This window comes from Pedobacter sp. CG_S7 (genome assembly GCF_040544395.1).
Lineage (GTDB): Bacteria > Bacteroidota > Bacteroidia > Sphingobacteriales > Sphingobacteriaceae > Pedobacter.
The window spans coordinates 1-21,291 of sequence record NZ_JBEONS010000033.1 but is presented as its reverse complement, the minus strand read 5'-3'; the positions used below and the strand labels follow the sequence as shown (position 1 = coordinate 21,291).

The following is a 21,291-nucleotide window of genomic DNA, read 5'->3' as shown; positions in this document are numbered from 1 at the left end:
TGTTTTTTTTTTATCCACCGGGAGTGGCTTTTATAATGAACACCTGATCGCCAGGATGAAGCAAAGTCTCCTCCCAGCTTATTTTTGGAACAATAGAAAGATTGATAGCCACAGCCAAACCTGCTCCAGACTGACAAAGAACATCAGAAAGCAATAGTGCTATACTGCATTTTTCAGGAACTAAATGAATTTTTTGATTGACGGTAATTTCCATTCTGCTTGTTTAAAATAACAACGATAGGAATGGCCCGTATAGGAAGGAAAAAGCAACACATAGGGTTGCTTTCACTTTTCCCTTCGGCGGTACTAACCGCATCAGGTTCAAAGGGTATTATCTCAGTCCGCAAAGGACACCCCTAAAGTTTGGTCGTAAGGTATGAAAAACTTTGACTTTTCAAGAATTCTTTTGCAAAATTTTGCAAATATGGGTTTTTCATTCAAACACCTTTAGTTGACGATATTCGTTTGTATACGATATTTAGATTGTTAAATTTATTTATTTTAAATTATAGATAGTTGCGATTATTAAATACTTAAATTTTTGTACTTTAGAGATTTAGTAATATGAAAAGTAAAGGCACTCTTTCGCATCAAAATTTTGACCAGCGTGTAGCAATGATAAAGCTAATTGCGGATGAAATACCTGCGGTAGTTGTAATTCATAGCGCATTGGATTTAAAAGTAATCTATATGAACAAACTTGGTTTGGATCGCTTAGGTATAGGTGTGGAGGAGCTTCAAGAGTTGAATATTGAACAATACCGCTCTAAGTATTTTAATCTAGAAGAGAGCAATGATTATGTTTCTAAAATTGTCTGTTTAATTAAATCTAATACGAGTGATTCCGTTGGTTATTTCCAACAAATTCGAAACCAATTTAATAAGGAATGGATCTTGTTTGCAAGTAATACTCAAGTATTTTGTAGAAATGAGTCAGGTCAGCCTACTCACATCATAACTTTAGCAAGTAACATTGATCCTGCACATCATATTACCATAAAAGTAAGCCGATTGATGGAAGAACTTAGCTTTTTCAGGGAAAATTCCCCGTTATTTCTTAAACTTACTAAACGTGAAAAGGAAGTACTGAGTTGTGTTGCTTTAGGAATGAATTCCGTAGAAATATCTTGCAGGCTTTTTATTTCTCCTGCAACAGTGGATACTCACCGCCGAAACTTGCGGAGTAAATTGTGTCTTAAAAATAATTATGATACCATGAAATTTGCCCAGGCTTATAATTTGGTATAAGCATAACCTTTTTATTAATGCCATTAAAATAGCTGCGCAGTTTTCAAATCTAATGCTTGTAATTGGGCTATCTCCAATACTTGTAGGAGTAAACGATTGGCAAAAAAGTGCAGGCGTTAATTTAAAATAATATTTTTTCTTCAAAGGAGTGTTTGTGTATGCCTTTATTAATTTGTAATTTAGAAAATATCCATTTATAAATCTGTTTATACAAGTATTGAATGGGAAAATTATAAAAAAATATCTGCTATGGAAGAAGGTTTAAGAAGCGCTAACTGGTTTGGACGTAAAGGTAAAGATGGGTTTATTTATAGGGCATGGATGAAAAATCAAGGCATCCCTGCTCATGAATTTGAAGGGAAGCCTGTAATCGGAATCTGTAATACCTGGTCTGAACTTACTCCTTGTAATGCTCATTTTAGGGAGTTGGCAGAATCTGTAAAAAGAGGGGTATATGAAGCAGGGGGATTTCCAGTTGAATTTCCGGTGATGTCTTTAGGGGAAACATTGATGAAACCTACAGCAATGCTATTTAGAAACCTGGTTAGCATGGACGTGGAAGAATCCATTCGTGCAAATCCACTGGACGGTGTGGTACTGCTTTGTGGTTGTGATAAAACCACACCTTCTTTGGTTATGGGTGCATGCAGTGTGGATTTGCCAACAATTGTAGTTTCCGGTGGAGCCATGCTAACAGGGAAATATGAGGGTAAAGATATTGGAACTACAGATATTTGGAGATTTAGTGAAGCAGAAAGATCGGGTACGATGAGTCAGGAGGAATTGTCTGTTGCTGAAGCATGTATGTGTAGAAGTCAGGGGCATTGTGCAGTAATGGGTACAGCCTCAACAATGGCAAGCATGGTGGAAGCGCTAGGCTTATCTTTGCCAGAAAATGCAGCTATTCCTGCTGCAGATTCTAGGAGAAAGGTTTTGGCACATTTATCAGGAATGCGAATTGTAGAAATGGTGAAAAAAGACCTCAAACTTTCAGATATACTCACTAGGGAGGCTTTTGAAAATGCGATGATCACTAATGCAGCTATTGGAGGGTCTACAAACTTCGTGATTCATTTACTGGCTATTGCAGGTAGGATAGGCATAGATTTGAAACTGGAAGATTTTGAGGCAACCTGCCCAGACATCCCTTTAATTGTTAATCTACAACCTTCCGGTAAATATTTCATGGAAGATCTTTATTATGCCGGGGGCATACCTGCAGTGTTAAAAGAATTAAAAAATCATTTACACCTGGAGGCTATAACTGTAAACGGGAAAACAATAGGAGAGAATTTCGAACATAGTAGGTGTTTAAACAGGGATGTAATTGCCACAGTAGCGGAGCCTTTTAATCCGGTTTCTGGAATTGTGGTTTTAAAGGGAAATATATGTGAAAATGGTGCAGTAATTAAACCTTCAGCGGCTACGGATCGTTTAATGAATCATGAAGGCAAGGCCGTGGTTTTTGAAAGCATTGAAGATTTTAAAGCCTGTATTGATGATCCAGATCTCGATGTTGATGAAAATAGTATCCTTGTTTTAAAAAATGTGGGTCCAAAAGGTTATCCAGGCATGCCAGAAGTTGGAAATATGAGTATACCTAAAAAACTCTTGCTTAAAGGCGTTACGGACATGGTAAGAATTTCCGATGGAAGAATGAGTGGTACTGGCTTTGGAACCGTTATACTACATGTTTCTCCTGAAGCGGCAGTTGGCGGTACTTTGGGTATCATTCATACCGGTGATGTAATTAAACTTAATGTGCAGAATAGAACATTAAATGTGGACTTGACTGATGAGCAGATCACCAACAGAAAGAAAGCTCTGGAAGGTGCTATTGGATTTGGTATGGAGACCAGGGGATACACTCATCTCTATCAAAAGCATGTGGAGCAAGCCCATTTGGGTGCTGATTTTGATTTTCTAAAAGGCAAATCAGGAAGTAAAGTAGCTAGAGATTCGCATTAAATTTTAATTTACCACAAGCAAAACATTATTTCACAAAGGCCAAAATTTAAAGTCGGGCTGGCCTTTGTGAATCATTTTAAAGTTTTTAGCTAAAACGTAAAGTTTAAAGTGAATTGTAAAGTTTTGGATTTAATTTTCTCTTTCCCATTACTGCGTTGCGAATGATCATAAGCATCGTAGGTACTTTTTACATTGCCTTTAATATAATCAGCAGATATACCGAGCCCTTTGCGACGTAAAGTTACCCCAGCACTTCTGGCAACACCAAAAGCGAGCCTGTTATTTAAACTTTTTGCATCAAATCCATCAACCTCTTTTTCTCCGCTATAATTGATGAAATTAAAATAGCGCTGATTTGTCATGCCCTGATTTTCACTATATGCAAAATCAAAAAAGCGAACTGTCGGTGCAATTTGTACCCTTGCATCCACCACAACTTTCTCAAAAAGATTCAAAGAGAGTACAGGCCCGAGTTTACTGGAACCAGAAGCGGCAATTTTTTGACCTGAAATGCTTAGGGTTTTTGCCCCTGATTTTTGTCCATACTCCTCCCATTTATCCATTTTATTATAGTTCAAAGATAAAAAGGTCCAATCAAGTCCAAGCTTAGCGAAACTTTTACTATTTTTTTTTCCAAAATAAAAGATTCGGCCTAATTCCAATACATAACCACTTGAAGCACCATACCTGCCTTCAAATATATTGTCCTTAGGTGAGAGGGCATTAAGAAGGGGGTCTCCTAAAATATTTACTCCTAAACGCAGGTACCCTGCGCGGTAGGCTGAACGTTCTTGTGCATGGAGCTGAACTGTTACAAGGATTAAAACAGCAGCTAAGAGTAGTTTGGTTTTCATGATTTTAAGAATTAAAATGAAGTTTGAACGGCTTAAGCTAGGAGGATATCAGCTGTCATTTGAAGGAACTTATACAAAGATATTATACTGCTTTTTCACCATCAATACTTACTTTTGGGTATTTTGATTTAAAAGAAAATATTTTGTAATCCGCCCATCGAACATTTATAATTCTATTATTAACCATTTTAATTGATAGCTTCATCACCTTTTTGTTTTTTATTAGGCTAAGTGCTCTTGCGCAAATTAAAAATCCTAAATACGATAAAGCTTACGCAGATTCTTTGGAGCTGATGAAATTAGTGGTATCTTTATTCTTGATGTGAAATATTTGGAAGAGGCTAAAGCACTTGTAGCTATTGACCCTGCTATATAAACGGAACTTTTTTCTGCAGAATTATTAAATTGGTACTGGGCTTCGGCATTACCCGAGTACATGAAGTTCTAGCATAGGGTCGAAAAGGAAAAATTGTAAGCGCAGCCTGACGCAAAAAAGCACTATTCAATTAAGAACAGTGCTTTTTGTCAAATGGAAATTTGAGCTTATACTTTAAAATTTATAACCAAATCCTACAGAAAATACCTGGTTTTTATATTCTGGAGTTGAACTGCTCGCATTCTCATTGTTTTTCTGGAAATCCAACGCATAACGTCCATGAAGATCAACGGTATTGTTGATGTCATATCTGAAGCCTATTACTCCACCAACAAGACTTTTCTTAAACTTGTCTGAATCTTCATTTACTTGTTGTTCTATTTGACCCATGTCGGTTTTAAATTTGTTTTTTGTCGACAATAAAAAAGAAACCTGTGGACCTGCAACCAGGTTTAATCCTGATCCCCCTAACTTAATACTAGCCAAAATAGGCACATCAATAAAATTAGTAGTTTGTGTAAATTCACCATAATTTGAAGTTAATTTATATCCTTTTGTTGAATACAATAACTCTGGTGTAAAAGCAATACTTTCAATAATAGGAATGTCAACGGTGATACCAGCATTGAAACCTGGATTTACTTTTGTTTCAAAATTATTGTTTCCATCATCCTTAATAATGTTTGAAAGATTTAAACCTCCCTTGATACCAAATTTAATCGGACTTTGTGCATGAACAGCTCCAGCGAATAAAAATAGGCCTGCGGCCAATACAAATATCTTTTTCATATAAAATTCAATTTAATTATAGCAAGCTCTTTGAAATAAATGTGCCATTAATTAAAAAAACAACTGAATCGCAACGAACTCAACTCCTGTGTGCTTGATTTACAGTGCATTCTGTATTTTTTAGGTTTAGAATGCATTCTGTGAATTAAATATTTGAATTGTATTAAATTTAATACACAGTTTTAAATTATAAGCCTTTTACTTAAACTTTTTTACTTTTTAATTGTCTCCATAATTGTAATCAGGGGGTTACAATTCACTTCCAGAAAGGAGTTAAACTTATGAAAAAACATTGTTTAATGCTGCTTACAATAACTTTTGTATTATCAGCATGTTCTTCTTACAACTATTATGCAGTTAGCAATAAGCCCTTAACCACTCAAAACTATCATACCTATGCCTGGATTCCAGAAGGGCAATCTAAGTCAACCAATGTTTACAACAATGATATCGCTACAGATAGAATTGTGGATGCTGCCAGTAAGGAACTTGAAAACAGGGGCTTGAAATTAGATAATGCCAATCCTGATATTTTGGTTCGTTATACTGCCGTAGTTGAAAATCAGGTTAAATATTATAATGAACCAATCTACTACCAACCGCCATATCGGTTAAGTCCCAGGGTTGGTTACTACCGCGGCAGGGCATACATGTATTATTCTTATTTTGATCCTATGCCCATTTATGTGGGTAATGAAGCCCGAAAAATTAAAATTAAAGAAGGTAGTATCATCATCGATTTGATAGATCGCAAAACAAAAAAAGTGATCTGGAGAGGCTGGGCAGAAGGTGAAGTTAAAAATCCGGAAAATGCCATTAATGACATAGATTTAGTTGTTTCTAATATCTTTAAAAAGCTTACATAGCTGCTTTATCTTACGGCATTGAAATTATAATTTGGGGATTAGGAGTTTTGATTAACTTTGCCCCAAATACATATTTTCAATTAACCGTATCCTTACGAATGAACATCAAACATCTTTCTCTTTATACCCTTATTGCATTAGCCATCGCTTCTACTGTTCAGGCTCAAAAAAAATCATACATTGAAACTTTATCAGAACCTAACAAATGGGTAAATTCTGTTTTTAATAATTTAAACAAACGTCAGAAAATTGGACAAATGTTTTTTGTTAGAGGGTTAACTAATTCTACAAAGGCCTACGAAGATTCAATTGGCATGGTTATTAAAAAAGAAAAGATTGGTGGTCTTGTGTTTTTTCAAGGTGGTCCTGGCAGACAAACTATATTGACAAATAAATATCAATCCCTATCAAAAGTACCTTTGCTTATTACTTCTGATGGCGAGTGGGGCTTAGGGATGCGTTTAGACAGCACCATTTCTTATCCTTATCAGATGACTTTAGGTGCTATTCAGGACAATAACCTGATTTATAAAATGGGGTTGGAAGTGGCAAAAGACTACAAGCGAATTGGTATGCACATGAACCTGGCACCAGATGTAGACGTCAATAATAACCCCAATAATCCTGTCATTAATTACCGCTCTTTTGGTGAAAATAAATACAATGTAGCTACTAAAGGCGGTGCCTATATGAAAGGTATGCAGGATGGAGGTTTATTAGTAAGCATTAAACATTTTCCTGGACATGGAGATACTGATGTGGATTCTCACTATGATTTGCCTCAGCTAACTTTTACTAAAGAACGCTTGGACAGCCTGGAAATCTATCCTTTTAGAGAACTCATTATGGCTGGTGCTGCAGGAGTAATGATCGCACACATGAATATTCCTTCTTTGGATAATACCCCAAATATTCCTTCAACTTTATCAAAACCTATTGTAACTGGTATTTTAAAAGAAGAATTGGGCTTTAAAGGCCTTATTATTTCTGATGCCATGGAAATGAAAGGGGTAGTAAAATACTTTAAAGATGGTGAAGCGGATGTGATGGGAATTATTGCTGGTAACGATATTCTAGAATTGTCGCAAAATAGCGACCGTGCAATTAAATTGGTACGTAAAGCTGTTCGATCTGGGAGAATCAGCATGGACCAAATTGACCAAAGTGTAAAGAAAATTTTGATGGCCAAATATTGGGTTGGTTTAAATGCTAAAAAAACTTTAAATGAACAAAATGTTGCTGCAGAAGTAAACAGACCTGAAAGTATCGCATTGGTACAAGAACTGGCAAATGCAGCGATGACTTTAGTTCGTGGTCAGGATTATATAAAAACTTTGGCTAAAGAAAAAAGGACCGTGATTATCAGTATCGGCACCACTGATGTAACGACCTTTCAGAAAGATTTAGGTAGCTATTACCAAAATTCTATCTTTTACACGTTAGATAAAAACGCCAATGCCAACGCTATAGCAAAGGTATTGAAAGAGCTCGGTCTGTTTGACCAGGTGATTATTGGAATCCATGATTCTCGTACCCGCCCAGGTAATGGAATGGCTTTAAGTGGTGACCTTAAAATGTTTATAAAAGACATGGCACAGAAAAATGCTGTTTTTGCTTTATTTGGTAATCCTTATAACTTATCACAATGGCCAGGGCTGGAACAAAGCAAAGCTTTGTTGGTTGCTTATCAGAAAGAAGATTTTATGCAAAAAGCGGCTGCTGCAGTATTCAAAAATCAGCTCATTGCAACTGGCAGGTTACCAGTAAGCGTTAATGAATTCTTTAAATACGGAATGCCTTATTAAAAGACTTTAAGGGAAAAGATAGTAAAGAAACTATTCAGTTTGACGTCCACCATTTATCATGTCTGATACAATTCCTCTACTATCTTTTCTCTCTGCTAAAAATACCCCAGCCACATGTAATACAATAAAGGCTAGAATCAGGTACATACAAAAACCATGAAATTCTTTTATGCTATGATTGAACTCTTTTCCAATGCCCAGTTCTTGTTTAAAAGCCATTGCTAAACCGGTAACAGCCATAATGGAAAGCAGGCCATAAAAAAGTGCATATAAAACTTTCACAAAAAGTTCATGACGTGCTAAATAGCGGTTTTTTTTGAAAACAAAATAATCCTGATAGGCAGCTTTAAGTTTCTTTAAAAACTTTTGATCTTTACGGGTGTACAATTCTGTAACCAACCTGAAAAGTAGGAGCGCTGCCAAGGCATAGCCGAAGTAAATGTGTATGTCCCAAACCCTATCCTCCAGCCCATGAGCAGCAGAAAAGGCCTGTTTTTCAGTTACTACCGTTCCCGATTCTTCCAGTTGGCTTTTAATATAAGCGGTATTGGCTGGAACATCCAGCAAGGTTGAATTCAATAAAACAGTTAATAAAGAGCCGCAAATTACTAGGCTATTCGCCCAATGCCACATGCGGAGACTTGCACTGTACTTTTTAACGAGAACTGGATTTTCAATGTCTTGTCTTAAGGGCGTTATCAACGGCATATTTTCTTGAATTATTTGTTTTATAAACGTAATTATTTTTCTCCAATTTAATTGATGAAAATAATTTTACCAACTGTAATTTTATCTCTTTATTATAGGTTTAAAGAAATACCTTTAAAAAAATACTTCTAGCATGCCCAAACCATTAAAAATACTTCAAGCTTCTGCTGGCTCAGGCAAAACCTTTAGCCTAACGGTACACTATCTTGTCCTGCTTTTTAGCTGCGAGAATAAATATAGGGAAATTCTGGCGGTAACCTTTACCAATATGGCCACAGAAGAAATGAAAACCCGTATTTTGGAAGTATTACGTGGTTTGGCAGAGGGAGATCAATCTAATAAAATCAATGATTATAGAACCCTGGTTTTAAAAGCACATGCAGATCTCAGTCCGCAAACTTTGAAGCAACAGGCAGATAATATATACCGGAAAATTCTTCATGATTACAGTCGTTTTTCCGTCAGTACTATTGATGGGTTCGTGCAAAAAGTAATCCGTGGTTTCGCTTTTGAATTAGGGCTGGACGCTGGTTACGGTTTAGAAATGAATTATGATAAGGTGAAAAATGCACTTGCCGACAAGCTGGATAAAGCTTTAGATGAACAGCCTCAATTGTTGCAATGGATCATTAACCTAGCTAAAGACCGCATTAATAATAATGTAAGCTGGAACTACCGCCGAGAACTTTTAGACCTGACAGGTGAGATTTTTAAGGAACGCTACCAACCTTTTGAAAAGGCAATGGAAAATTTAAGCCTCATTGCAGATATGGATCAGGTATTTAGCGATTATCAGCTGCTTACCCGTCAAAGTATTGAAGTATTTGAGACCGCAATAAAGGAATGCGCAAAAGATGCATTGGATATTTTCCAGGTTTTGGACATAGATACAGGAATTTTAAAAGGCAAATCACGATCGCCATTGCTCAATTTAAAGAAAATTTTAGATGGTGATTTCAATAAAATACAAAGCTTGTATAAGTTGATCGATCAACCTGAAGAATGGCTGCAGAAAGGAAAAGATAGTTCGCTTTATGAAGAAATGAATCCTTGTTTAAAGAAATTAATCGATTTCTATCAGGATGGTCATGCAGCTTATATTTTAGCACAAGGATTTAATAAAAACCTATATTACCTCCGTTTAATGCAAGAAATGGCTGGTTTATTGAAAAGTTATCGTGATGAAAGTCCTAACCTTTTAATTAGCGATGCACAAAACATCTTGAAGGGTATTACTGATGATGCCGGTGATAACCCTTCTTTTATTTGGGAAAAAATGGGCAGTTTTTACCGCAATTTCTTGTTTGATGAATTCCAGGATACTTCAGCCAATCAATGGGGTAGTTTTAAATCCTTGCTCAGCAATGCCATGGCAGCACCAAGTGAGAAATTTATAGATCACCTGATCGTTGGCGATACCAAACAATCAATTTACCGTTGGAGAAATGGCGACTGGAACATTCTGCACCAGCAAGCAAAATTAGATTTGGGCGAGCATCATATTATGGATGACAGCCTGGAAGAAAACTACCGTAGTACGGAAAATATTATCCAGTTTAATAACCAGTTGTTTAAAGCGCTGCCACAATTATTACAATTGCAGTTAAACCAAACAATAGGAGGGCTGGAGGTGAATAATGATGTTTTACCCTGGTGGAAAAATCAGGGCTTTGATCATATTGTAAGTGATGTATATGCCGGTGCAACACAAAAAATTACTCCTAAAACACTTAAAGGTGGAACCATTAAGTGCATGGTTTTGAAAAATGAGGAAGGGGAGCCTAAATATACTTTTACAGAATTAGCCATTGCTAAAATGCTGGAAGAAGTTAAAGCGTTGCTGGAGGTAAAAAAATACCAAAGAAAGGACATTTGCATTTTGGTCCGGAAAAATGCCGAAGCCATAGCCGCAGTAAAAGCTTTGTTAGAAAATGGTATCAGTGTAATTTCTGGCGAAGCGCTTTTAGTTGGTAACAACAGTGCGGTTAAACTTATTTTAAATACCCTTCAAATTCTGGCCGGATTAGCAGAAAATACCGCTTTATATAAAGCCAATGCAATTAGTTTGTATAGCCGTTTACAAGGTTCGGTGGTTGAAACGCAACATTATTTTGGTTTGAAGTTCAAAAAACTAGCACAATTAACAGCAGTTTTGCCGCATGACTTATGCTTGAACTGGCAAAGTTGGATGCAGCAGCCTTTACCAGAACTAATGGAGAAAATTATGGAAGCTTATGGCTTGAACTACCATAAAGAACATTTGCCCTATCTTTTTGCCATCAGGGATTTCGCTGGTAATTTTTCACGCCAGGGGGAAAAAGGTATTACTGCCTTTCTGCGTTTTTGGGAAGAAGAGGGCATTAGAAAAACCTTGCCTTCTTCAGAAAATGCAGATGCTGTACAGGTAGTAACCATTCATAAATCAAAAGGCCTTGCCTTTAGAGCTGTTATTGTGCCCTTTTGTAATTGGGACATCAATGGAAAAACCAACAGTATTTTCTGGGTTCCTGCAGCCGATACACCTTACCATCATCTCCAAAGTATTCCTTTAAAGTATAACAAAGAACTTGGTAATTCAACCGTAGCCAAGCATTATTTCGAAGAACTGCTCTTTAACAATATGGATGCTCTGAATATGCTTTATGTTGCTACTACACGTTCTAAAGAGTACTTATTCCTTAGTGCACCATGGAAAAAGGCTGATACACTCACCAATATTGGCGATTTACTGATCAGAGCCCTTGGCGAAGAAATTGATATAGTAGATGGTTACGTTATTGATGAGCCTGTAGTGGAACAGCCATCCTCCATAGAAAAAGACACCTTTATTGAACTAGAAAATTACCCTGTTTCTAACCGCCTAACTAAGATATTTGACGCTGGGCTGAAAAATGCTAACCTCGATCTTTTGATTGGTAACGATGCTGGTCGATCGGGAAGTATTTTACATGAGGTTTTAGCCAATGCCTCACAAAGCACTGAAATTGATGGTGTACTCAACAAAATGCTTGCCGACGGGCTTTTTAAGGAAGTAGAATTGCCGGGATTTAAAACGCGGGCCTCAGCTGTGCTGGAAAACCCTGATTTACAAAGTGTTTTAGGTAGCAGTAAATACAGCCTTACAGAGCAGACCATTATTGATACCCATGGTAAAAGCTATAGGCCAGATAAAGTGTTAATTACCGATGAAGGGGTTACCATTATTGATTATAAGTTTACACTTGAAGAAAGTAATAAACATATTGAACAAGTAGATCATTATAAAAGTCTGTTATTGGCAATGGGTTATGCTCAGGTTAAAACGTATTTGTTTTATGCCGTAACAGGAAAATTAAAATTAGTTTAAAGGTTAAGCATTTATACCTCATGATGAAACCATTTTTAAAAGAAGTAGCCGAAGATTTAGTAGCGCAACTGAAGGATAATTTACAACATACTGCCATCATTTTTAACAATAAACGCCCTGCAGCTTATTTACAAAATCACCTGGCAGACATTATCAAAAAACCGTTCTGGAGCCCTTCTTTTTTTACTATACAGGAGTTTTTTGCGCTTTCTACCAATTTAAAAATCGCCGATTCCTTTACCCAGTTTTTTACACTCTACCAGCAATACAATAAGCTATTAAAACTTTCTGGAAGTAATGTAATGGAACTCCATCAGTTTTATCCTATTGCCCGCATTATTCTGAGTGACTTTTCACAGATCGATAATGACCTGGTTGACGCTGATAAATTATTTAAGGAGTTGGAAGATATTGCTGAAATTGATCACCAGTTTGATTATTTAACAGCAGAGCAGCAACAGTTTCTGAAAGACTTCTGGCGCTCTTATTCGGAGGGTAAACAAAAGAGGCAACAGGAACAGTTTATAAAAATGTGGCGGCGTATGCCTGATCTGTACCATGCTTTTCACGCTGCCTTAAAAGAAAAAGGACTGATTACAATGGGACAGGTGTATCGCCAGTTGGCAACGGGGCTGGCTACTGTGCCAGATTTTATTCAGCCTTTTATAGATGGCAAACTGGTGTTCGTAGGTTTCAATGCCCTTACACAGGCAGAGGCTTTGGTATTTAAGCTATGGCAAAATCAAGGTAAAGCTTTGTTTTATTTTGATATTGACACCTATTATATTGCTGATAAAATTCAGGAAGCGGGATTATTCTTGCGTAAAAACTTAGAGAAAACTGGTTTACATAATGCTTTAGGAGAAAGCAAGACCCTGATTAAGGCAACAATAAAAACTATTGACGTTTATCAAACGCAAGGACAAACAGCACAAGCCAAAATATTGGATCAGGCTTTACAAAAGGATTATCCTTTAATTGAAAATAATGATGGACCCGGTAAAGTGGCAATTATCCTTGCTGATGAAAGTTTGCTTTTACCCGTGCTACAGACTATTCCTACGCATTTTAACTTAGGGCTGGAGCGTCATGCTTTGAATTTAAATGTCACCATGGGCTATCCATTGGTTGCTTCTTCTATTTTCGGTCTCGCAGATTTATGGCTTTCTGTGCAAACCCAAATGGCAGATGATAAGCTTTCTGTGAACTTTAAAGAGGTGGAGGCATTTTTGTCACATCCTTTAACCGGCATTTCAGCGCATACCAGAGATAAGATTCAGTTGAAATTAATTGCTGAGCAATTAGTGGAAGTGCCTGTTTTAAGGTTAACAGGGCAGAAAGGCTTGTTTGAGTTGTTTTTTTCTAAAGTGAGCAGTGCGGCTGCGGCCACGCTTGCCTTACAAAAGGTGCTGAAATATGTTTTGGAGCAGCAGCTGGAAAATAAGATCCTGAAACAAACCGAAACCGAATTGTTTGTAGCTGTTATAAAAGAACTTAATCGCCTTCATGATGCTTTAAATACTCATTTAAATGCTGCCGATCATACCAATGAACTCCCATTTGTCCTTTCAATAATTCAGCGCGCTGTACAAAGTATTTCCGTTCCTTTGGCTGGCGAGCCACTCCAAGGCATACAAGTAATGGGTTTGTTGGAAAGCAGGAACCTTGATTTTGAGCAGGTTTATATTTTGGGGGTTAATGAAGGTGTTTTACCTCAAATTAATATTTCGCCGAGTTTTATTCCTGATAGCATCCGCAGGGCGCATGGATTGCCGGTTATCGAAAATCAGGATGCCATTTCGGCCTATATGTTTTACCGCCTGCTGCAGCGTGCAGAAAAAATTAGTCTTGTCTATAATGCGCAGACTGACGATAACAATACTGGTGAACCAAGCCGTTTTTTAAGGCAACTGGAATATGAAAGTGGCTATCAGTTCAATTACCTTCAGCATCAGCAAAATATCTCTACAGAAAGTAAAATAAAAGTGGAGATAAAGAAGGATCCTCAGGTGATGGGTATTTTAAATAAATACCTAACTGGCGAAATACGTTTATCGGCAACTGCATTAACTACCTATATCAATTGTCCTTTGCAGTTTTTTTATAAATATGTTGCCAAAATTGAAGAGCCGAAAGAGGTTGCTGAAAATGTTGAGGCTAATATTATTGGTTTAATGTTGCATTGGATCTTAGAAACTTTTTACCGGGAATTGGTACTTACTCATCCTGAAATTTCTAAAGAGCGCATTAAACAACAGCGTAAAAACCTACCTGCTTTAGCAGAAAGGGCTTTTGCTAAAATAGTTTTTAACAATGAAAACCACGCCGTAGCACACAATGGCATGCAGAAAGTGGTGCTGGCCATTGTGGAAGAATATGCTAATATCATTTTAGATTATGATGAAAACCATGCCCCATTTCAAATAATCTCCCTTGAAAAGAAAGATCAGATCGCCTTTAAATTTGAGGTCAACGGTGCACCGAAATCTATAACCTTATTCGGTATCATCGACAGGATCGATCAGAAAAATGGCGTTGTTCGTATTGTAGATTATAAAACAGGCAATGACGATTTAAAGTTTAGTTCTATAGCTGATGTTTTTGACACCAATGGTAACAACCAAAATAAAGCATTGCTACAAACACTTTTTTATACACATGTATTTGAGCAGGCTAATGCCAAAGAATGGGTGGAGCCAAACATTTATAGTGTTAGAAAAATGCGCAAGGAAGGGTCTTTATTTATAGATTCCAGCGATAAAACACAACTAAACGGCGAAAGATTGCAGGCTATAAAAGGTGAATTTATTGAAATGTTGCGTTTAAAGTTGGCAGAATTATTCGATGAAAATATTCCTTTTATACCAACTACTGTGGAAACTAGTTTTACTTATTCTCCTTATGTAACTTTATGTGGAATTTAAAAAAAATCAAATGCTAAAAACTGCAATACCAATTCTAGCGTCGTTAAATGCGCTTCAAACCATTGAATTCTATACAAAGAAATTGGGTTTTACCTTTCATGATAACTGGGATGGCTACCTTATTTTGAGCAAAGACGGTGTTTTTATTCATTTTTGGCCTACACAAGAGGAGGCAATTCCAAAAAATACCGGCTGTTATGTTAATGTCACTTCGGTAGATGAACTTTATGCTTTATATGAGGCTCAGGGCGTGATTCATCCGAATGGGGCGTTGAAAACAATGCCTTGGGAAAGGAGACAATTTTCAATTTTAGACAACAATGGTAACATCCTGCATTTTGGAGAAAGTACAGGAAAACAATTGTAATTAAAACACTACTTTAGAATTAGATTACAATACTTATATTTGCTCCAGTTAATATTTGAATATACAATGAGAGAGATTCAATTTAGAGAAGCCTTACGTGAAGCCTTAAATGAAGAAATGCGCAAAAATGAAAACGTATTTCTGATGGGTGAAGAAGTGGCGCAATATAATGGTGCATACAAAGTGAGCCAGGGTATGCTGGATGAGTTTGGCGACAAACGCATTATTGACACCCCTATTGCCGAGCTTGGTTTTACAGGTATTGGTATTGGTGCCGCAATGAACGGATTAGTTCCAATCATAGAGTTTATGACTTTTAACTTCTCTTTGGTTGCCATAGATCAGATTATTAACGGTGCTGCCAAAATGCTATCCATGAGTGGCGGTCAGTTTTCTATCCCGATCGTTTTCCGTGGTCCTACAGGTAATGCAGGACAATTAGGTGCACAACACAGTCAAAACTTTGAAAACTGGTTCGCTAACTGTCCTGGTTTAAAAGTTGTAGTTCCTTCTACTCCTTACGAAGCTAAAGGTTTGCTAAAACAAGCTATCCTTGATCCTGATCCCGTAATTTTTATGGAATCTGAAGTAATGTACGGTGATAAGGGCGAAGTGCCTGAGGAGGAGTATTACATCCCTATTGGTAAAGCCAATATTGTTAAAGAAGGTACTGATGTTACTTTAGTTACTTTTGGTAAAATGCTGACACGTGTAGTAAACCCTGCAGTGGAAGAGTTGACTAAAGAAGGTATTAGTGTAGAAGTAATTGATTTACGTACTGTTCGCCCTATTGATTATGCAACTATTGTGGAGTCGGTTAAAAAAACTAACCGTTTAGTGATTGTTGAAGAGGCATGGCCATTGGCTTCTATTTCTTCAGAAATAGCTTTCAATGTTCAGAAAAATGCTTTCGATCACCTTGATGCGCCAGTATTGCGTATTACTTGTGCTGATGTTCCGCTTCCTTATGCGCCTACCTTAATTGCAGCTAGTTTGCCAAATGCGGAACGTGTTGTGAAAGCAGTTAAAGAAGTAATGTACGTAGCAAAATAGTTATTTGATTAACCAACATTATATAATCCCGAAGACCATTGGTCGTTCGGGATTTTTTATTTTAATTTAGTGTAATATGAGTCACCACTCAAAAAGTATTGCTGTTGAACTAGGGATAACAGAAAAACAAATTCTGGCTACCATCGAATTATTAGATGAAGGGGCAACCGTACCATTTATTTCCCGATACAGGAAAGAAGTAACCGGAAGTCTGGATGAAGTGCAGGTTGCTCTTATCCGCGACAGGTTCCAGCAGTTACGTGATTTAGATAAAAGGAGGGATGCTATTTTAAAAGCTTTAACCGCCTTAGGTAAACTGAATCCTGAGCTGGAGGCCCAAATTAAAGCTGCCTTAACTATTTCTGAAATAGAAGATATTTACCTTCCTTATAAACCTAAGCGAAAAACCAGGGCTTCTGAAGCCAGAAAGAAAGGTTTGGAGCCTTTGGCTTTATTGATTTTAGAACAGGGAAATACGGCTCCAAATGCGGAGGCTTTAAAATTCTTGAATGCGGATTTGGGTGTAGCCTCGGTTGAGGAAGCCCTTGCTGGTGCCAGGGATATTATTGCAGAGTTGGTGAATGAAAATGCTGATACCAGGACTGCAATGCGTAAATATTTTCAGCAGCAGGCTGTTTTTAAGTCTGCCGTGGTGAGCGGAAAAGAAGCCGAAGGAATCAAATATAAAGATTATTTTAATTGGTCAGAAGCAGTCAAATCTGCCCCATCGCACCGTGTCCTTGCCATGCGTCGTGCTGAAAATGAAGGTGTTTTAAAACTTGATGTCCAGCCCCCTGAAGAGCCCGCTATTGCTTTGTTGGAAAAACAATTCCTTAAAGGGCATAATGAAAATGCTAAACAGGTTCAATTAGCTATTCAGGATGGATATAAACGTTTGCTTGCACCGGCTATGGCTACTGAGTTGCGTGCTTTCTCGAAAGAAAAAGCTGATGAAGAAGCAATAAGAGTGTTTGCTGAAAATGCAAGGCAATTATTATTGGCTGCACCAATTGGACAAAAAAATGTATTGGCCATTGATCCTGGTTTCCGGTCTGGCTGTAAAGTGGTTTGCCTAGATAAACAGGGCAAATTGTTAGAAAACACAAATATTTACCCGCATACAGGGCAGGGTAACGTTAAAAATGCCGCTGATTGCATTGAAAAGCTTTGTGCTAAATATGAAATAGAAGCCATTGCCATTGGTAATGGTACTGCGGGCAGGGAAACCGAACTTTTTATACGTGGTCTGGCCATTCCCGAGGTTATCATTGTGATGGTCAATGAAAATGGGGCTTCTATTTATTCCGCATCTGATGTGGCAAGGGAAGAGTTCCCAGATAAAGACATTACCGTAAGGGGAGCGGTTTCTATTGGTCGCCGTTTAATGGATCCACTTGCTGAATTGGTGAAAATTGATCCCAAATCTATTGGGGTAGGCCAATACCAGCACGATGTAGATCAGAATAAATTGCAGCAATCTTTAGATGATACCGTAATGAGCTGTGTAAATGCAGTGGGGGTGGAGTTGAATACGGCTTCTAAGCAAGTATTAGCCTATGTTTCTGGCTTAGGCCCTCAGTTGGCACAAAATATTGTTGCTTATAGAAATGAACATGGTGCATTTAAAAACAGAGAAAGTTTAAAAAAGGTTCCCCGTTTGGGTGATAAAGCTTTTGAACAGGCTGCGGGTTTTCTTCGCATTAGAAATGCGGCCCTTGTTCTTGATGCGAGTGGTGTTCATCCGGAACGTTATCCGCTGATTAATAAAATGGCTGCGGATTTAGGTTGTTCTATGGAAGATCTTTTGAAGGATGTAGAGAAACAGAAACAGGTTAAATTGCAGCAATATGTTAATGAAAAGGTGGGTTTACCTACGCTGACAGATATTATGCTCGAATTGGCTAAACCGGGAAGGGATCCGCGCGAACAGTTTGAGGTCTTTAGCTTTGCCGAGGGGGTAAATGAAATTGCAGATTTAAAATTAGGCATGAAACTTACGGGTATTGTTACTAATATTACCAATTTTGGCGCTTTTGTAGATATCGGTGTCCACCAGGATGGATTGGTACATACCAGCCAGCTTTCTGATCAGTTTGTTGCCAATCCTAATGATGTGGTAAAAGTTCATCAAAAAGTTGAAGTTACCGTTATGGAGATTGATGTAGCGCGAAAGCGGATTTCATTGTCTATGAAGACCGGAAAAGTGGCTAATAAGCCTCGTGCTAAAGCGACAGATAAACAAGAGGTGAAAGCAAGAAGTTTTAATAAACCGGTGTATAACGCAGGGAAATCTGATCAGGTGAAGTCGAAATTTCCTGCTAAGCCTGCAGATAAGGCCCGTAAAGAAGGAAATTCAAAACCATTGCCGGAGGGTGATTTACAAATGAAATTGGAGGCTTTGAAAAATAAATTTAAATAAAGGCTAATTATTTTTGAAGTCGGTTTTGATTTTTATTGGATACTAGTCCTTGTTTTTTGTGAAATTTTTCTCTGTTATTATTAATGGCTACACTATTTCTCTGATAATTTTAATACGGACTGCAATTGATTTGAACCATTGCAGCAGCTTTAAATACCATAAGGCGATGCGCTTTTAATGGTTAAAAGATTTACAGGAAAGGCAAATTGAACTACAATTCAATTTGCCTTTTAATGCTTTCCTCTAAAGAAATCAATGTTTCTGTACGTTGTATGCCTGTCACTGCTTGTATTTCTTCGTTTAACACGTGTCGAAGGTGACTCGTATCTCTACAAATAATTTTCGCGAACATGCTGTAGCTCCCAGTGGTATAATGTAATTCCACGACTTCCTTAATTTTGCTGAGCTGCGCTACGGCATCCTTATATTGTATTCCTTTCTCTAAATAGATCCCTAGGAAGGCGCAAATGTCATAGCCTGCTTTTTGTGGGTCTATAATCAGGTGTGAGCCTTTAATGATCCCCATCTCCTGAAGTTTTTTCATTCGTACATGAATGGTTCCACCAGAAACGATCAAATCTTTGGCTATTTCCGTATAAGGCTTTGTCGCATCTTGCATTAATTGTTTGAGGATGTCAATATCTAAGTTGTCAATTTCTGAATTTAGGCTTTCTTTTTTTATCATGATTTGGGTAGTTTGTAATGATATACTTATTTCATTACGAATATGATAATAATAAAATTAATTGTTTAAAATATTTGCAACATAAAGGTGATGTTGTTACATTTGTATCAAGCAAAAGGAAAAAAATCGTTCTTTAACCTAGCTTAACAATGTAGGGTGGTGGAACTGGCAGACGCACCTCCTTGTCTCGGTGGTGGAGATCATAGAAAACCCGTAAGGGCTAACTACTCCTTGAAGGTTCGACTCCTTCCCCTACAGCTAAAGAGTGAGTTCTTTTTTTAATGTTGGGTGGTGAAATTGGCAGACACACCTTCTTGTCTCGGTGGTGGGGATCATGGGATAAACACAGTTTATGGGTTGACCACAAATTAATTTTGAACTGCGGCTAACTTCCCCTTGAAGGTTCGACTCCTTCCCCAACAGCCAGTTTTTTTATGAATAATAAGTTAGTTAGAAAATGAGCGTCCAGGATTGGCCGCTCTTTTTTTTGTCTTAGATTTTAGTGGCTGAATTGGGGGTTAACGCAATGTTAACGCAATGGTAACGCAATGCTGGCGCAATGTTTACGCAATTTTTAATTGCATAAACATTGGCTTTTGTTTGTGTTACTTACGTTTTTTTATCGTGTTTTACAGGTTGTTGCTGATAGTTGTGCAGCTTGTAAGCTTACAATGTTCCCTATAGATATTACAGAGCGAAAATTCTTTTTCAACAAACATTCGGATTAATAGATTATTTATAGCCTTTTGCAACCCAGAAAATTGTTAAAAATAGAAACCTGGTACAAAATACTGGATGGTTATCATGTGTGCCTTTTTCTTGCTGCTGCTGCTTGTTTAATGAAATGACTTTGTGTTTTTACTATTTACGACCTGTGTTTATTCGGATTCGGGGTGTTGGACAATAACCAAAATACTTTATTCTGTTTCGGGTTTAAGTTTATTTGGCTTTTAAGCTAATTCTCGTACGGCTCGCTTCAGCTTGTTTTTTGTGAAGTTTATACTTTCTAATCCTTTACACCGGATTGTAGGTTTGTTGTTGCGGTTATGAAATGGGTTTTCTATCCTTATATATACTATGTTTTTTTAGAACCGTTTTGCCTTGCCTGTTTCTAGATTTGTGGATTGCACTTTCTTTGTTCGTTGTTTGATGTGGTTTTCTTTTGAGCCGTGATGTTTCTTTCTTTACTATTCGGGGTATTTTCTTTTTTTGCTTGGCTTATTATTTTCTGTTGCCTTGTTTTTCCTGTTTTGACAAGCTGGGTTCTTTTTTTGCTGTTTAGAAGTTTTTTTTTCTGCATGGCCTGTATTCTGTTATGGGCTTGCTTTTTCTGTTTTGGCAAGCTGGGCTTCTATTTTACTATTTAAAGTATTTTTCTTTTTCGTAGGGACTTAATAATGTTTGGTGGCTATTTTTGCTTTAAATGCTGGGCTATAGTCCTTTGGTTTTAGGGCTTTAAATTTCTTTTACATGTAAATGAGGGACTTAGCATAATACGATGGTTTATTTGTCAAATAAGTTTTGGTATTAGGATAATTTTCCTACTTTTGCATCCCGCTTCACAGGAAGGGTTTTAGAGAGAAAGGGAATAGAGAAGGGGTTTGAAGAGCGAAAAGGGAGTGATATTGGTACTTTATGGAAAGGGCTAAAAGCTCAAAGAAAATAAAGGAAAGAGTTTTAATAAAAAGCTTGCTAATGTTAAAAAGATTACTACCTTTGCAATCCCAAACGAAACGGGAATTTTAGCAGCGGAGCTGTTAAAAGAATAATAAGATTGAAACGATGAGGTTAGGGAGCGTGATCCGGAGTAAAAAAGACCGGTAAACAGGAGCATACTTAATTGCAAGATATAAAAGGCAGCCGTGAGGTATTGCCGATAAGTT

Annotated in this window: 15 protein-coding genes, 2 tRNA genes and 1 riboswitch; of the genes, 11 read left to right on the top strand and 6 right to left on the bottom strand. The window is 37.3% G+C overall.

Annotated elements, in window-relative coordinates; genetic code table 11:
• Nucleotides 1-10: 10 nt before the first annotated feature.
• Complete coding sequence (gene thiS / locus AAKU52_RS14325) at nt 11-214, bottom strand: sulfur carrier protein ThiS (protein WP_354334699.1); 204 nt, start codon at nt 212-214, stop codon at nt 11-13.
• Nucleotides 215-275: 61 nt separating this feature from the next.
• A riboswitch (TPP riboswitch) is annotated at nt 276-368 on the bottom strand.
• A 196-nt stretch (nt 369-564) separates the two neighbouring features.
• On the opposite strand from thiS, the gene AAKU52_RS14320 reads away from it, so the two are divergent.
• Together AAKU52_RS14320 and AAKU52_RS14315 are read left to right on the top strand one after the other, a co-directional pair.
• Nucleotides 565-1,248 (top strand): response regulator transcription factor, encoded by a 684-nt coding sequence (locus AAKU52_RS14320; protein WP_354334697.1) that lies wholly within the window; start codon nt 565-567, stop codon nt 1,246-1,248.
• A gap of 249 nt (nt 1,249-1,497) precedes the next feature.
• Complete coding sequence (locus tag AAKU52_RS14315) at nt 1,498-3,216, top strand: IlvD/Edd family dehydratase (protein WP_354334695.1); 1,719 nt, start codon at nt 1,498-1,500, stop codon at nt 3,214-3,216.
• An 89-nt stretch (nt 3,217-3,305) separates the two neighbouring features.
• Here the strand turns inward: AAKU52_RS14315 and AAKU52_RS14310 are convergent, their stop codons facing one another.
• Nucleotides 3,306-4,070 carry a hypothetical protein gene (locus AAKU52_RS14310; protein WP_354334693.1) on the bottom strand — a complete coding sequence of 255 codons (765 nt, stop codon included), beginning with the start codon at nt 4,068-4,070 and terminating at the stop codon, nt 3,306-3,308.
• Nucleotides 4,071-4,620: 550 nt separating this feature from the next.
• Nucleotides 4,621-5,235, bottom strand: a complete 615-nt coding sequence (locus AAKU52_RS14305; RefSeq protein WP_354334691.1) for a porin family protein — start codon at nt 5,233-5,235, stop codon at nt 4,621-4,623.
• Between the two features lie 299 nt (nt 5,236-5,534).
• Between AAKU52_RS14305 and AAKU52_RS14300 the strand changes: the two genes are divergently transcribed.
• Entirely contained in the window at nt 5,535-6,101 is a 567-nt protein-coding gene (locus AAKU52_RS14300; protein ID WP_354334689.1) for a DUF4136 domain-containing protein, read from the top strand.
• A gap of 98 nt (nt 6,102-6,199) precedes the next feature.
• Entirely contained in the window at nt 6,200-7,906 is a 1,707-nt protein-coding gene (locus tag AAKU52_RS14295; protein ID WP_354334687.1) for a glycoside hydrolase family 3 protein, read from the top strand.
• Nucleotides 7,907-7,936: 30 nt separating this feature from the next.
• Here the strand turns inward: AAKU52_RS14295 and AAKU52_RS14290 are convergent, their stop codons facing one another.
• Nucleotides 7,937-8,614: a cytochrome b/b6 domain-containing protein gene (locus tag AAKU52_RS14290; RefSeq protein WP_354334685.1), complete on the bottom strand. Its 678-nt coding sequence runs from the start codon at nt 8,612-8,614 to the stop codon at nt 7,937-7,939.
• A 133-nt stretch (nt 8,615-8,747) separates the two neighbouring features.
• Here AAKU52_RS14290 and AAKU52_RS14285 point away from each other — a divergent pair, with 133 nt between their 5' ends.
• From AAKU52_RS14285 to AAKU52_RS14265, 5 genes are all read left to right on the top strand, one after another.
• Entirely contained in the window at nt 8,748-11,960 is a 3,213-nt protein-coding gene (locus tag AAKU52_RS14285; RefSeq protein WP_354334683.1) for a UvrD-helicase domain-containing protein, read from the top strand.
• Nucleotides 11,961-11,980: 20 nt separating this feature from the next.
• Complete coding sequence (locus AAKU52_RS14280; RefSeq protein ID WP_354334681.1) at nt 11,981-14,884, top strand: PD-(D/E)XK nuclease family protein; 2,904 nt, start codon at nt 11,981-11,983, stop codon at nt 14,882-14,884.
• 10 nt (nt 14,885-14,894) lie between these two features.
• Nucleotides 14,895-15,251, top strand: a complete 357-nt coding sequence (locus AAKU52_RS14275; RefSeq protein ID WP_354334679.1) for a bleomycin resistance protein — start codon at nt 14,895-14,897, stop codon at nt 15,249-15,251.
• Between the two features lie 66 nt (nt 15,252-15,317).
• Entirely contained in the window at nt 15,318-16,304 is a 987-nt protein-coding gene (locus AAKU52_RS14270; protein WP_354334677.1) for a pyruvate dehydrogenase complex E1 component subunit beta, read from the top strand.
• Nucleotides 16,305-16,380: 76 nt separating this feature from the next.
• Nucleotides 16,381-18,723 carry a Tex family protein gene (locus AAKU52_RS14265; RefSeq protein WP_354334675.1) on the top strand — a complete coding sequence of 781 codons (2,343 nt, stop codon included), beginning with the start codon at nt 16,381-16,383 and terminating at the stop codon, nt 18,721-18,723.
• 211 nt (nt 18,724-18,934) lie between these two features.
• Here AAKU52_RS14265 and AAKU52_RS14260 read toward each other — a convergent pair whose 3' ends face one another.
• Nucleotides 18,935-19,408: an Lrp/AsnC ligand binding domain-containing protein gene (locus AAKU52_RS14260; RefSeq protein ID WP_354334673.1), complete on the bottom strand. Its 474-nt coding sequence runs from the start codon at nt 19,406-19,408 to the stop codon at nt 18,935-18,937.
• Between the two features lie 150 nt (nt 19,409-19,558).
• Here AAKU52_RS14260 and AAKU52_RS14255 point away from each other — a divergent pair.
• Nucleotides 19,559-19,666, top strand: a tRNA-Asp gene (locus AAKU52_RS14255).
• A gap of 24 nt (nt 19,667-19,690) precedes the next feature.
• Nucleotides 19,691-19,834: transfer RNA gene (locus AAKU52_RS14250), tRNA-Asp, on the top strand.
• 685 nt (nt 19,835-20,519) lie between these two features.
• Here AAKU52_RS14250 and AAKU52_RS14245 read toward each other — a convergent pair.
• On the bottom strand, nt 20,520-20,750 hold the full coding sequence (locus AAKU52_RS14245) for a hypothetical protein (RefSeq protein WP_354334671.1): 231 nt from the start codon (nt 20,748-20,750) through the stop codon (nt 20,520-20,522).
• Nucleotides 20,751-21,291: the final 541 nt, after the last annotated feature.